At 64.7% G+C, this 14,431-nt stretch carries 9 protein-coding genes and 4 tRNA genes; all 13 read right to left on the bottom strand.

All coding sequences use genetic code 11. The features are described 5' to 3' along the window. Nucleotides 1-72 precede the first annotated feature (72 nt). Nucleotides 73-4,296, bottom strand: coding sequence for a DNA-directed RNA polymerase subunit beta' (rpoC, locus tag F0P95_RS07485; RefSeq protein ID WP_054663294.1), 4,224 nt, complete (start codon nt 4,294-4,296; stop codon nt 73-75). 90 nt (nt 4,297-4,386) lie between these two features. After that, entirely contained in the window at nt 4,387-8,580 is a 4,194-nt protein-coding gene (gene rpoB, locus F0P95_RS07480) for a DNA-directed RNA polymerase subunit beta (RefSeq protein WP_056932020.1), read from the bottom strand. Nucleotides 8,581-8,889: 309 nt separating this feature from the next. Then, entirely contained in the window at nt 8,890-9,258 is a 369-nt protein-coding gene (gene rplL / locus F0P95_RS07475) for a 50S ribosomal protein L7/L12 (protein WP_054663288.1), read from the bottom strand. Between the two features lie 63 nt (nt 9,259-9,321). Beyond that, the gene (gene rplJ / locus F0P95_RS07470) at nt 9,322-9,855 is read right to left on the bottom strand and encodes a 50S ribosomal protein L10 (protein ID WP_054663285.1); all 534 of its coding nucleotides are present in this window, start codon (nt 9,853-9,855) and stop codon (nt 9,322-9,324) included. A gap of 383 nt (nt 9,856-10,238) precedes the next feature. Beyond that, on the bottom strand, nt 10,239-10,937 hold the full coding sequence (rplA, locus tag F0P95_RS07465; protein WP_054663283.1) for a 50S ribosomal protein L1: 699 nt from the start codon (nt 10,935-10,937) through the stop codon (nt 10,239-10,241). Nucleotides 10,938-10,941: 4 nt separating this feature from the next. Next, nucleotides 10,942-11,370 carry a 50S ribosomal protein L11 gene (rplK, locus tag F0P95_RS07460; protein ID WP_054663281.1) on the bottom strand — a complete coding sequence of 143 codons (429 nt, stop codon included), beginning with the start codon at nt 11,368-11,370 and terminating at the stop codon, nt 10,942-10,944. A gap of 202 nt (nt 11,371-11,572) precedes the next feature. Further along, entirely contained in the window at nt 11,573-12,133 is a 561-nt protein-coding gene (gene nusG / locus F0P95_RS07455; protein ID WP_056931950.1) for a transcription termination/antitermination protein NusG, read from the bottom strand. Nucleotides 12,134-12,143: 10 nt separating this feature from the next. After that, nucleotides 12,144-12,551: a preprotein translocase subunit SecE gene (secE, locus tag F0P95_RS07450; RefSeq protein WP_182336327.1), complete on the bottom strand. Its 408-nt coding sequence runs from the start codon at nt 12,549-12,551 to the stop codon at nt 12,144-12,146. A 47-nt stretch (nt 12,552-12,598) separates the two neighbouring features. Further along, a tRNA-Trp gene (locus F0P95_RS07445) sits at nt 12,599-12,674 on the bottom strand. Between the two features lie 107 nt (nt 12,675-12,781). Beyond that, the gene (gene tuf / locus F0P95_RS07440) at nt 12,782-13,972 is read right to left on the bottom strand and encodes an elongation factor Tu (RefSeq protein ID WP_182336326.1); all 1,191 of its coding nucleotides are present in this window, start codon (nt 13,970-13,972) and stop codon (nt 12,782-12,784) included. Between the two features lie 47 nt (nt 13,973-14,019). Then, a tRNA-Thr gene (locus tag F0P95_RS07435) sits at nt 14,020-14,095 on the bottom strand. A gap of 37 nt (nt 14,096-14,132) precedes the next feature. Then, nucleotides 14,133-14,206, bottom strand: a tRNA-Gly gene (locus F0P95_RS07430). Nucleotides 14,207-14,233: 27 nt separating this feature from the next. Beyond that, nucleotides 14,234-14,319 (bottom strand) — tRNA-Tyr (locus F0P95_RS07425). Nucleotides 14,320-14,431: the final 112 nt, after the last annotated feature.

The raw sequence follows: 14,431 nt of genomic DNA, 5'->3' as shown, positions 1-14,431 counted from the left end.
CGTTCAGGTTGAACCGCCGGCCGGTCCTGGCCGGCAGTTCTTCAAAGCGCCCGGCCAATGGCCGGACCTACCTCATTCCTCGCCGCCTGCAGCCTGTTCAGCTTCAGCCGGTGCAACCTCCGACTCGATCACCGCCGTACCGGCCAGGGTCTCGATCTCCGACTCGGTCAGGCCGGAGGCGCCGCGACGGCGCTTGGTGTGGTACGCAAGGCCGGTACCCGCCGGAATCAGGCGGCCGACGATGACGTTTTCCTTCAGGCCGCGCAGGTTGTCCGCGGTGCCGCGCACGGCCGCCTCGGTCAGCACGCGGGTGGTCTCCTGGAACGACGCGGCCGAGATGAACGACTCGGTCGCCAGCGAGGCCTTGGTGATGCCCAGCAGCACCGGCTCGAAACGCGCCGGCAGTTCGTTGCGGGTCGCCAGCTTGGCATTTTCCTCGATCACGCGCTGGCGCTCGGCCTGCTCGCCATTGAGGAACTTGCTGCTGCCCTGGTCGACGATCTCGACCTTGCGCAGCATCTGGCGCGAGATCACCTCGATGTGCTTGTCGTTGATCTTCACGCCCTGCAGGCGGTACACGTCCTGGATTTCCTTGACCAGGTAGCGCGCCAGCTCCTCCACGCCCTTCAGGCGCAGGATGTCCTGCGGGCTCGGCTCGCCGTCCACGATGGTTTCGCCGCGGCTGACGTGCTCGCCTTCGAACACGATGATCTGGCGGTACTTCGGAATCAGCTCCTCGTGCTCGGAACCATCGGTGTCCTTGATGATCAGGCGCTGCTTGCCCTTGGTGTCCTTGCCGAAGCTGATGATGCCCGAACGCTCGGCCAGGATCGCCGGATCCTTCGGCTTGCGCGCCTCGAACAGGTCGGCCACGCGCGGCAGACCACCGGTGATGTCGCGGGTCTTGGACGCTTCCTGCGGGATCTTGGCGACCACGTCGCCCACGCCCACCGGGGCGCCATCCTGCAGGTTGACGATCGAACGCGGCGGCAGCAGGTACTGCGCCGGCAGGTCGGTGCCCGGGATGGTCAGGTCGTTGCCCTTGCCATCGACGATGCGCACCAGCGGACGCAGATCCTTGGCCTGCGAGCCACGGCGCTTGGGATCGGTGATCTCGCGCGAGGCCAGGCCGGTCAGCTCGTCGGTCTTCTCGATGACGGTGACGCCGTCGATGAAGTCGATGAAGCGGATGAAGCCGGCCACTTCCGACACGATCGGGTGGTTGTGCGGATCCCAGTTGGCCACGGTCTGGCCAGCCTTGATCTCGGCACCGTCCTTGACGGTGATGGTGGCACCGTACGGCAGCTTGTAGCGCTCGCGCTCGCGGCCGTGGGCGTCGAGCACCGACACTTCGCCCGAACGCGACACCGCCACCAGCGAACCGTTGGCATGGTCGACGTGCTTGAGGTTGTTGAACTTCACCGAACCGGTGGTCTTGACGGTGATGTTGTCCACCGCCGCCGCACGCGACGCCGCGCCACCGATGTGGAACGTACGCATGGTCAGCTGGGTACCCGGCTCGCCGATCGACTGCGCGGCGATGACGCCGACCGCTTCGCCGATGTTGACCAGGTGACCACGGGCCAGGTCGCGGCCGTAGCAGCGCGAGCACACGCCGAACGAGCTTTCGCAGGTGATGGTCGAGCGCACCTTGATCGACTGGACGCCGGCATCCTCGAGCTTCTGCACCCAGGCTTCGTCGAGCAGCGTGTTGCGGGTGACGATCGGATCCTCGTCGTTGCCCGGCAGGAACACGTCCTCGGCCACGACGCGGCCCAGCACGCGGTCCTTCAGCGGCTCGACCACGTCGCCGCCTTCCACGATCGGGGTCATGGTCAGGCCGTCGACGGTGCCGCAGTCGACTTCGGTGATCACCACGTCCTGCGCCACGTCGACCAGGCGACGGGTCAGGTAACCGGAGTTGGCGGTCTTCAGCGCGGTATCGGCCAGACCCTTACGGGCACCGTGGGTGGAGTTGAAGTACTCCTGCACGTTCAGGCCTTCGCGGAAGTTCGCCTTGATGGGCGTCTCGATGATCGAGCCGTCCGGGCGGGCCATCAGGCCACGCATGCCGGCCAGCTGGCGGATCTGCGCCTGGCTACCACGGGCGCCGGAGTCGGCCATGATGTACAGCGAGTTCATCGACTTCTGGTCGACCAGCTTGCCCTCGCCGTCCTCGACCTTCTCGGTACCGATGGTTTCCATCATCGCCTTGGCGATGCGCTCGTTGGTACGCGACCAGATGTCGACCACCTTGTTGTAGCGCTCGCCGGCGGTGACCAGGCCCGACTGGTACTGCTCCTGGATTTCCAGCACTTCCTGCTCGGCTTCGCCCAGGATGCCCTTCTTCTCGTCCGGGATGAGCATGTCGTCGATGCCGATCGACACGCCGGCGCGGGTCGCGTAGGCGTAGCCGGTGTACATCAGCTTGTCGGCGAACACCACGGTGTCCTTCAGGCCGAGCAGGCGGTAGCTCTGGTTGATCAGGCGCGAGATGTTCTTCTTGGTCATCTCGGTGTTGCACAGCTCGAACGGCAGGCCCTCGGGCATGATCTCGCTCAGCAGCGCACGGCCGACGGTGGTGTCCTGGATCGAGGTCTTGCTGACCTTGTTGCCCTGCTCGTCGCGCTCGACCTGGGTGATGCGCACCTTGACCTTGGCGTGCAGCTCGACCACGCGGTTGTCGTAGGCGCGCTTCACTTCGTTGGTGTTCGCGAACACCATGCCCTCGCCCTTCTTGTTGATCAGGGCGCGGCTGAGGTAGTACAGGCCCAACACCACGTCCTGCGACGGCACGATGATCGGCTCGCCGTTGGCCGGCGACAGGATGTTGTTGGTGGACATCATCAGCGCACGCGCTTCCAGCTGGGCTTCCAGCGAAAGCGGCACGTGCACGGCCATCTGGTCACCGTCGAAGTCGGCGTTGAACGCGGTGCAGACCAGCGGGTGCAGCTGGATGGCCTTGCCCTCGATCAGCAGCGGCTCGAACGCCTGGATGCCGAGGCGGTGCAGGGTCGGCGCGCGGTTCAGCAGCACCGGATGCTCGCGGATGACTTCTTCCAGGATGTCCCAGACCTCGCCTTCCTCGCGCTCGACCAGCTTCTTGGCGGCCTTGATGGTGGTGGCCAGGCCGCGACGCTGCAGCTTGGCGAACACGAACGGCTTGAACAGCTCCAGCGCCATCTTCTTCGGCAGGCCGCACTGGTGCAGCTTCAGGTACGGACCCACGGTGATGACCGAACGGCCCGAGTAGTCGACGCGCTTGCCCAGCAGGTTCTGGCGGAAGCGACCCTGCTTGCCCTTGATCATGTCGGCCAGCGACTTGAGCGGGCGCTTGTTGGTGCCGGTGATGGCACGGCCGCGGCGGCCGTTGTCCAACAGGGCGTCAACCGATTCCTGCAGCATGCGCTTTTCGTTGCGCACGATGATGTCCGGAGCGTTGAGCTCCAGCAGGCGGCGCAGGCGGTTGTTGCGGTTGATGACGCGGCGGTACAGGTCGTTCAGGTCGGAGGTCGCGAAGCGGCCGCCGTCCAGCGGAACCAGCGGGCGCAGGTCCGGCGGCAGCACCGGCAGCACGGTCATGACCATCCACTCCGGACGGTTGCCCGACTCCAGGAAGGCCTCGACCAGCTTGATCCGCTTGGTCAGGCGCTTGAGCTTGGTTTCCGAACCGGTGGAGGCGATCTCCTCCTTCAGCTTCACCATCTCGGCCTGCAGGTCGATGGTGCGCAGCAGTTCGTACACGGCCTCGGCGCCCATGGCGGCGTCGAAGTCGTCACCGTGCTCCTGGCGCGCCTGCAGGTACTGCTCTTCGGTCAGCAGCTGGCGGCGCTCCAGGGCGGTCAGGCCCGGCTCGGTCACCACGTACGCTTCGAAGTACAGCACGCGCTCGATGTCGCGCAGGGTCATGTCCAGCATCAGGCCGATGCGCGACGGCAGCGACTTGAGGAACCAGATGTGGGCGACCGGCGAAGCCAGGTCGATATGGCCCATGCGCTCGCGGCGCACCTTGGCCAGGGTCACTTCGGTGCCGCACTTCTCGCACACGACGCCGCGGTGCTTCATGCGCTTGTACTTGCCGCACAGGCACTCGTAGTCCTTCACCGGGCCGAAGATGGCGGCGCAGAACAGGCCGTCGCGTTCCGGCTTGAAGGTACGGTAATTGATGGTTTCCGGCTTCTTCACCTCGCCGAAGGACCAGGAGCGGATCAGGTCCGGCGAAGCCAGGCCGATCTTGATCGCGTCGAAGTCCAGCGTCTGGCGCTGCTGGTTGAAGAGATTGAGCAGGTCTTTCATGGTGTTCTCCGAAAGGAGGAATGCTGTGTCGATGGGCTGTCAGGTGGCTGCCGGCGGCGCCGCCGCATCGCTGCGGCGGCGCCTGCTCGATCAGTTGTCTTCCAGTTCCATGTTGATGGCCAGGGAGCGGATTTCCTTCACCAGCACGTTGAAGGATTCCGGCATGCCCGCGACCATCTCGTGCTCGCCGTCGACGATGTTCTTGTACATCTGGTTGCGGCCCTGCACGTCGTCGGACTTCACCGTCAGCATTTCCTGCAGGGTGTAGGCCGCGCCGTAGGCTTCCAGCGCCCAGACTTCCATCTCACCGAAGCGCTGGCCGCCGAACTGCGCCTTGCCGCCCAGCGGCTGCTGGGTGACGAGCGAGTACGGACCGGTCGAACGGGCGTGCATCTTGTCGTCGACCAGGTGGTTCAGCTTCAGGTAGTGCATGTAGCCGACGGTGGTCTTGCGGTCGAACGCCTCGCCGGTGCGGCCGTCGTACAGCTGCATCTGCGTCTTGCTGGCGTTGAAGCCCAGCTGCTCGGTGTCCTTGTCGCCGTCCGGGTATGCCAGGTTCAGCATCTCGCGGATCTCGTCCTCGTGCGCACCGTCGAACACCGGGGTGGCCATCGGCACGCCATCGGTCAGGTTGCGGGCCAGCGCCACCAGCTCCTCGTCGCTGAACTGCGACAGGTCGACGCGATCACCGGCCAGCTTGCTGTCGTGGTTGTAGATCTTGCCGAGGAACTCGCGCAGCTCGTTCACCGCACGCTGCTGCTCCAGCATCTTCTGGATGCGCCGGCCCAGGCCCTTGGCGGCCCAGCCCAGGTGCACTTCGAGGATCTGGCCGATGTTCATGCGCGACGGCACGCCCAGCGGGTTCAGACAGATGTCCACCGAGGTACCGTCGGCCATGTACGGCATGTCCTCGACCGGCACCACGTTGGAGACCACACCCTTGTTGCCGTGGCGACCAGCCATCTTGTCGCCCGGCTGGATGCGGCGCTTCACCGCCAGGAACACCTTGACCATCTTCAGCACGCCCGGGGCCAGATCGTCGCCCTGGGTGATCTTGCCGCGCTTGTCGGCAAAGCGGCGCTCGAACTCCTTCTCGTGCGCCTGGATCTGCTTCTGGGCGCGCTCGATCGCCTCGGAGGCGTCCTCGTCCTTCATGCGCAGGGTGAACCAGTCGGCCTTCTTCAGGCCATCCAGGAAGGCGTCGGTGATGGTGTCGCCCTTCTTCAGGCCGGCACCGCCGTTGGCCACCTTGCCCACGATCTGCGAGCGCAGGCGCGCGTAGATCGCCGCTTCCAGGATGCGGAACTGGTCGTCGAAGTCCTTCTTGACGCGCTTGATCTCGTTCTCTTCGATCTGGCGCGCGCGCTTGTCCTTCTCGATGCCGTCGCGGGTGAAGACCTGCACGTCGATGACGGTGCCGTCCATGCCCGGCGGCACGCGCAGCGAGCTGTCCTTAACGTCGGAAGCCTTCTCGCCGAAGATCGCGCGCAGCAGCTTCTCTTCCGGGGTCAGCTGGCTCTCGCCCTTCGGCGTGACCTTGCCCACCAGGATGTCGCCGGCGCGGACTTCCGCACCGATGTACACCACGCCGCTCTCGTCCAGGCGGTTCAGCGCCTGCTCGGAGACGTTCGGGATGTCGGCCGAGATTTCCTCCGGCCCCAGCTTGGTGTCGCGCGCGACGCAGGTCAGCTCTTCGATGTGGATCGTGGTGTAGCGATCCTCTTCCACCACGCGCTCGGAGAGCAGGATGGAGTCTTCGAAGTTGTAGCCGTTCCACGGCATGAACGCGATCAGCATGTTCTGGCCCAGGGCCAGCTCGCCGATGTCGGTCGACGGGCCGTCGGCCAGCACGTCGCCGCGGGCGATCACGTCGCCCACCTTCACCAGCGGACGCTGGTTGATGCAGGTGTTCTGGTTCGAGCGGGTGTACTTGATCAGGTTGTAGATGTCGACGCCGGCGTCGGACGCGTCGGTGATCTCGTTCTCGTTGACCTTGACCACGATGCGGCCGGCGTCGATCTGCACGATATCGCCGCCACGACGGGCGTTCACGGTCACGCCCGAGTCACGCGCCACCGCGCGCTCGATGCCGGTGCCCACCAGCGGCTTCTGCGCACGCAGGGTCGGAACGGCCTGGCGCTGCATGTTCGCGCCCATCAGTGCGCGGTTGGCGTCGTCGTGCTCCAGGAACGGCACCAGCGCCGCGGCGACCGACACGGTCTGCATCGGCGAGACGTCCATGAAGTGCACTTCCGCCGGCGGCTTCAGCAGCGACTCGCCCTGGTAGCGGCACGGCACGAACTGCTCGGTGAGCATGTTCTTGGCGTCGGTCAGGGCGTTGGCCTGGGCGATGACGTACTCGTTCTCCTCGATCGCCGACAGGTACTCGACGTCGTCGGTGACCTTGCCATCCACGACCTTGCGGTACGGGGTCTCGAGGAAACCGTACTGGTTGGTGCGGGCGAACACGGCCAGCGAGTTGATCAGGCCGATGTTCGGGCCTTCCGGGGTTTCGATGGTGCAGACGCGGCCGTAATGGGTCGGGTGCACGTCGCGCACTTCGAAGCCGGCGCGCTCGCGGGTCAGACCGCCCGGGCCCAGTGCCGAGACGCGGCGCTTGTGCGTCACTTCCGACAGCGGGTTGTTCTGGTCCATGAACTGCGACAGCTGCGAGGAACCGAAGAATTCCTTGATGGCAGCGGCGACCGGCTTGGCGTTGATCAGCTCCTGCGGGGTCAGGCCCTCGGACTCGGCCATCGACAGGCGCTCCTTGACCGCGCGCTCGACGCGGACCAGGCCCACGCGGAACACGTTCTCGGCCATTTCGCCGACCGAACGCACGCGGCGGTTGCCCAGGTGGTCGATGTCGTCCACCACGCCACGGCCGTTGCGGATCTCGGTCAGGACCTTGATCACGTCCAGGATGTCGGACCCGTCGCCATGGGTGGAGACCAGGCGCTTGGACTCTTCGTCGTTGCGCTCGCCGAAGTACTTGCTGTCGTACAGCACGGCTTCGCCGGTGACTTCCTTGCGGCCGACACGGCGGTTGAACTTCATGCGGCCGACCGTGGACAGGTCGTAGCGCTCGAAGGTGAAGAACAGGTTGTGGAACAGGTTCTGCGCGGCGTCCTTGGTCGGCGGCTCGCCCGGGCGCATCATGCGGTAGATCTCGACCAGGGCCTCGAGCTGGGTCTTGGTCGGGTCGATGCGCAGGGTGTTGGACAGGTACGGGCCACGGTCCAGGTCGTTCACCCACAGGGTGCCAACCGCGTCCACGCCGGCCTTGCGGAAGTTCTGCAGCTGCTCTTCGGTGATCTCGTCGTTGGCCTGGGCCAGCAGTTCGCCGGTGTTGGCGTCGACCACGTCATGCGACAGGATGCGGCCCACCAGGTAGTCGTCCGGCACGGCCAGCGCGGCGATGCCCGAGGCCTGCAGCTGCTTGACGTGGCGCGCGGTGATGCGCTTGCCGGCTTCCACGATGACCTTGTCGCCATCGGCCAGGTCGAAGCCCAGGGTCTCGCCACGCAGGCGTTCGGCCACCAGCTCCAGCTGCACGCCCTCGCCTTCCGGCAGGATGTGGAAGGTGTTGATGTCGAAGAACTCGTTGAGCATTTCTTCGTTGTTGTAGCCGAGCGCGCGCAGCAGGATCGACACCGGCAGCTTGCGGCGGCGGTCGATACGGGTGAACAGCGCGTCCTTCGGGTCGAACTCGAAGTCCAGCCAGGAGCCGCGGTAAGGAATGATGCGGGCGCTGTACAGCAGCTTGCCCGAGCTGTGCGTCTTGCCGCGGTCGTGGTCGAAGAACACGCCCGGCGAACGGTGCAGCTGCGAAACGATGACGCGCTCGGTACCGTTGACGATGAAGGTGCCGTTGTCGGTCATCAGCGGGATTTCGCCGAGGTAGACCTCCTGCTCCTTCACGTACTTGATCGCCTTGGTGGACGATTCCTTGTCGTAGATGACCAGGCGCACGGTCACGCGCAGCGGGGCGCCGTAGCTCATGCCACGCTGGCGGCACTCGCGTTCGTCGAACACCGGCTCGCCCAGCTTGTAGCCCACGTACTCCAGGGCGGCGTTGCCGCTGTAGCTGGAGATCGGGAACACCGACTTCAGCGCGGCGTGCAGGCCGTGGTCGGAGCGCTTGGCCGGGTCAGTGTTCTCCTGCAGGAACTCGCGGTAGGAGTCGACCTGGATGGCCAGCAGGAACGGCACCTCGAGGATCGAGCGCTGCTTGCCGAAATCCTTGCGGATGCGCTTTTTTTCGGTGTACGAATAGGACGTCATGGGATCTTCCACCTTGTTGTGCGGGCCGCGCGTCCACGACCCGGAAGGGAACTTTTAAATTGTCAGTTGGAAGTCGCTGGTATTGCCGGCACCAGCACGCCTTCTCCCGCTACTTCCAACTGCCAACTCGTCTGCCTGCCACCCTGCCCGCCGCGCGATGCGCTGGCCGGCCTGGCTTGGAACGCAGCCCGTGTTGGGCTTTTCACCGCACCGGGCACCGCCCGGCTCTACAACGACCAAAGGCCGGGGGCTTTAGGCCCCCAGCCCTGGCTGCATCGCCGTGAATCGATGGCGACGCAAGGGAACTGCTTACTTCAGCTCGACGGTGGCGCCGGCGGCTTCCAGTTCCTTCTTGAACTTCTCGGCGTCTTCCTTCGAAGCGCCTTCCTTCACGACGCCACCGGCCTCGGCCAGATCCTTCGCTTCCTTCAGGCCCAGGCCGGTGATGGCGCGGACGGCCTTGATCACTTCGACCTTCTTGGCGCCGGCATCCTTCAGGATGACGTTGAACTCGGTCTGCTCTTCCACGGCAGCGGCCGGGCCGGCGGCGGCGACGGCCATGACCGGGGCAGCGGCGGAAACGCCGAACTTGTCTTCGATGGCCTTGACCAGCTCCATCACTTCCATCAGGGACTTCTCGGCGATGGCGTCGACGATCTGTTCGTTGGTAAGGGACATTTTGATTACCTTTGGAAAATATTCTGGGTTGAGGTTCTATTCAGAACCACGGAAACGTCGAACTCAGGCGGTTTCAGCGGCCGGCTCGGCAGCTTCGACAGCCGCACCACCGTTCTGCTTCTCACCAACAGCCTTGACGGCGCGCGCGAACATGGTGACCGGCTCGGTCAGGACGCGGGCCAGCATGGCCAGGGCCTGATCACGGGTCGGCAGCGATGCCAGCACATCGACGTGGCTCGGCGGGTAGACTTCGCCACCCACTGCCACGATCTTCGCCTGCAGCTTGTCGTTGCCCTTGGCGGCATCCTTGATCAGGCGACCGGCGGCGCCGGGCTCCTCGAGCGAAAACGCATACAGCAGCGGACCGACCATCTGGTCCTTGGCGACTGCGAATTCGGTGCCTTCAACGGCGCGCGCGGCCAGCGTGTTCTTGACAACCTTCAAGAAAACGCCGGTTTCGCGGGCCTGCTTGCGCATCGCGGTCATCTGAGCGACCGTGGTGCCAGCATATTCGGCTGCGATCAAGGAGTGGGCCTTGGCGGCGACGTCTGCCAGTTCGGCGACTACTTCTTGCTTCTGGGACAGATTGAGAGCCATTGCACTCCTCCAATTGAACTCCGCTTACGGCTCCTGCCGTGTGCGGTCCTGTGCGGCATCCATCCTGGACGCCGGGAGCATCGGGGTGACGCTCCGGTGGTGGCCATTCCAGACCTGGAGTGTGCTGGCCCGGGGAATCCCAGACCTGCGTGAACCAGAAAAACTCCAGAAGGGCGGCACCATCTACGCAGGGTGATTCCGGGGAATCGATTAAGCGATCCCGCTATGCCGGCGGCGACTCCTTGCCAGATCGAGCTTCCGTGCCCGTCGCCGGTATGCGCTGACCGCGCCTGCGGTCTTTGACGGCTACCGGGCCGGACGAACCGGCTCGGCGCCTTCAAAATGACGGACGCGGCACAGGGTGCCGCATCCGCTTGAAACGATTACTTCAGGGTCAGCGACGACTGATCGACGGTGACGCCCGGGCCCATCGTCGAGCTGACCGAAACCTTCTGCAGGTAGGTGCCCTTCGAGGTGGCCGGCTTGGCCTTGATCAGGTCCAGCAGCAGCGCCTGCAGGTTCGACTGCAGCGCGGCGTTGTCGAAGCTGGCCTTGCCGATGGTGCAGTGGATGATGCCGGCCTTGTCGGTGCGGTAACGGACCTGGCCCGACTTGGCGTTCTTCACGGCTTCACCCGGGTTCGGGGAAACGGTGCCGACCTTCGGGTTCGGCATCAGGCCGCGCGGGCCCAGCACGGTACCCAGCTTGCCGACGACGCGCATGGCGTCCGGGGTCGCGATGACCACGTCGTAGTTCAGGTCGCCGGCCTGCATCTTCTCGGCCAGGTCGTCCATGCCGACGGCTTCGGCGCCAGCGGCCAGGGCTTCGTCAGCCTTGGCACCGGCCGGAGCGAACACGGCGACGCGCACCGACTTGCCGGTACCGGCCGGCAGCACGGTCGAACCGCGCACCTGCTGGTCGGACTTCTTCGCATCCACGCCCAGGCGCACGGCGACGTCGATCGACTCGACGAACTTGGCCTTGGTGGCGGTCTTCAGGATATTGATCGCGTCCTCGAAGGCGTAGCTCTTGCCCGGGACGACGGCGGCCTTGATGGCCTTCTCACGCTTGGTCTGTGCCATCTGATTAACCCTCCACCACCAGGCCCATGGAACGGGCCGAGCCCGCGATCGTACGCACGGCGGCGTCCAGGTCGGCAGCCGTCAGGTCCGGCTCCTTCGCCTTGCAGATTTCTTCAAGCTGCTTGCGGGTGACCTTGCCCACCTTGTCGGTGTTCGGGCGCTTGGAGCCCGAGGTGATGCCCGCCGCCTTCTTGAGCAGCACGGTGGCCGGGGTGCTCTTGGTGATGAAGGTGAAGGTACGGTCCGAATAGGCCGTGATGATCACCGGCACCGGGATACCCGGCTCCAGCTTCTGCGTGGCGGCATTGAACGCCTTGCAGAATTCCATGATGTTCAGGCCGCGCTGACCCAGCGCAGGACCGACCGGCGGCGAGGGGTTGGCCTGACCGGCCTTCACCTGCAGCTTGATGTAACCGACAACTTTCTTTGCCATTTGAGTGCTCTCCGGGTGCTAGCGCCTTGCGACAACAGGCTCCCCATCGGACCGGGAATCACGCGTCCCGGCATCGCGTTTTGAAATCTTGGAATCGCGGCAAAGGCCACCTCGCGGCGGCCTTTGGTCTCAGCCCCTTTCAGGGAGCCGGCAATTCTAGCAGTTTTTGCGCCGCCAACCTGAACAGGCTGGCGGCAGCACGTCAGACCGCCTTCTCGACCTGCCCGAACTCGAGCTCGACCGGGGTGGCACGGCCGAAGATCAGCACCGACACGCGCAGGCGGCTCTTCTCGTAGTTGACTTCCTCGACCACGCCGTTGAAGTCGTTGAACGGGCCATCGATGACGCGGACCATCTGGCCCGGCTCGAACAGCACCTTCGGGCGCGGCTTCTCGACGCCTTCCTGGACGCGATCCAGGATGGCGGCCGCCTCGTCGTCGCGGATCGGCAACGGGCGATCGGCGGTACCGCCGATGAAACCCAGCACCTTCGGGGTTTCCTTGACCAGGTGCCAGCTCTCGTTGTCGATGCGCGGGATGCCGGCTTCTTCGTGGGTCTCGATCTGGACCAGCACGTAACCCGGGAAGAACTTGCGCTCGGAACGGCGCTTCTGGCCGGAGCGCATCTCCACCACTTCCTCGGTCGGAACCAGGACGTCGCCGAAACGCTCCTCCATGCCCTCGCGGGCGATGCGGTCACGCAGGGCCTGGGCAACCGACTTCTCGAAGCCCGAATAGGCGTGGACGACGTACCAACGTTTCACTGTTATCTCCTCAACGCCCCAGGAACCACTGGGTCAGCTTCTGGATCACGAAGTCGAAGCCACCCAGCAGCAGGCTCAGCACGATCACGACCACGATCACCACCCAGGTCATGCGGATGGCTTCCTGGCGGGTCGGCCATACGACCTTGCGCAGCTCGAACCGGGACTCGGAAAGGAATTCGCGGACCTGGTGGCCCTTGGCGGTGAACATGAACAACGCGCCGCCCGCGACCAGGCCGACGACAACGGCCAGCGCACGCAGCTGACCCGACCACGCGCCCAGCTGCGCCGCGCGCGCCGGAGTGGAGAACCAGAACCAGACGAACAAGCCCGCCAGCACCAGCAGGGCGGCGCCAACGTACTTGACCATATCGCCACCGGAGGCGGCGCTCTTGGAATGCTCGATCTTGCTGTTCATCCGACTCTTGCTGCGGGCGCGACCAAGGTCACTGGATAGGTGGCAAGTGGCACGCCAGGAGGGACTCGAACCCCCAACCTGCGGTTTTGGAGACCGCTGCTCTGCCAATTGAGCTACTGGCGTATGACTTGGCTTGTTTCACGTCCCTTAGACGGCGAAGGCGGACCGAGGTTCCCGGCCCGCCATTCGCGTACCAGCGGCAGACTCAACTACCGCCGGGTACTGCAGGCTTACTTGGTGATCTTGGCGACGACGCCGGCGCCGACGGTGCGGCCGCCTTCGCGGATGGCGAAGCGCAGGCCTTCGTCCATCGCCACCGGGTTGATCAGCGTGACCGACATCTTCACGTTGTCGCCCGGCATCACCATCTCGACGCCCTCCGGCAGCTGCACGGCGCCGGTGATGTCGGTGGTACGGAAGTAGAACTGCGGACGGTAGCCCTTGAAGAACGGGGTGTGACGGCCACCTTCGTCCTTGGACAGCACGTACACCTCGGCTTCGAACTCGGTGTGCGGGGTGATCGAACCCGGCTTGGCCAGCACCTGGCCGCGCTCCACGTCGTCACGCTTGGTGCCGCGCAGCAGCAGGCCAGCGTTGTCGCCCGCCTGACCCTGGTCCAGCAGCTTGCGGAACATTTCCACGCCGGTCACGGTGGTCTTCTGGGTCGGACGGATACCGACGATTTCGATTTCCTCGCCCACCTTGATCACGCCGCGCTCGATACGGCCGGTCACCACGGTGCCGCGGCCCGAGATCGAGAACACGTCTTCCACCGGCATCAGGAACGGCTTGTCGACGTCACGCTCCGGGGTCGGGATCCAGCTGTCCAGCGCATCGACCAGCCTCAGGATCGCCGGCACGCCGATCTCGCTCTGGTCGCCTTCCAGCGCCAGGCGGGCCGAACCGTGCACGATCGGGGTGTCGTCGCCCGGGAAGTCGTACTTGCTCAGCAGCTCGCGCACTTCCATCTCGACCAGCTCGAGCAGCTCGGCGTCGTCCACCATGTCGGCCTTGTTCAGGAACACGACGATGTACGGCACGCCAACCTGACGCGACAGCAGGATGTGCTCGCGGGTCTGCGGCATCGGGCCGTCAGCGGCCGAGCACACCAGGATCGCGCCGTCCATCTGCGCCGCACCCGTGATCATGTTCTTCACGTAGTCGGCGTGGCCCGGGCAGTCCACGTGGGCGTAGTGGCGGGTCGCGGATTCATACTCGACGTGCGCGGTCGAGATCGTGATGCCACGCGCCTTCTCTTCCGGCGCGGCGTCGATCGAGGAGTAGTCCTTGAACTCGCCACCGAAACGCTCGGCACCGATCTTGGTCAGCGCGGCGGTCAGCGTGGTCTTGCCATGGTCGACGTGGCCGATGGTGCCGACGTTGACGTGCGGCTTGGTACGTTCGAACTTACCCTTGGACATGGCTGCTTCTTCTCGGTAACAGGTTGGTTATGGCGCTTTGAGCAAGATGGTGCTCACGAAAGGAATCGAACCTTCGACCTCCTCCTTACCAAGGAGGTGCTCTACCGACTGAGCTACGTGAGCGAGTTTTGTATTATGACATGTTTTCAATTTCGTTCAATGGAGCGGGAGACGGGAATCGAACCCGCACCATCAGCTTGGAAGGCTGAGGTTCTACCATTGAACTACTCCCGCACCGGAAAAACCGCCACAACATGAAACTGGTGGAGGGAGGTGGATTCGAACCACCGAAGGCGTAAGCCAGCAGATTTACAGTCTGCCCCCGTTGGCCGCTTGGGTATCCCTCCGCTCCACCCCTTTTTGATGACCTTGGCCTAACCGGTCAGGGGTGGGAGAGCCCGCTATTCTGGTGATGACACACGATGCTGTCAACAGAAATTTTCACATTCCGCGAAATTT

Origin of the sequence: Stenotrophomonas acidaminiphila (assembly GCF_014109845.1) — a bacterium.
Taxonomy (GTDB): Bacteria; Pseudomonadota; Gammaproteobacteria; order Xanthomonadales; family Xanthomonadaceae; genus Stenotrophomonas; species Stenotrophomonas acidaminiphila.
The sequence above is the reverse complement of the archived record's forward strand: the minus strand, read 5'-3'. Positions and strand labels throughout refer to the sequence as shown.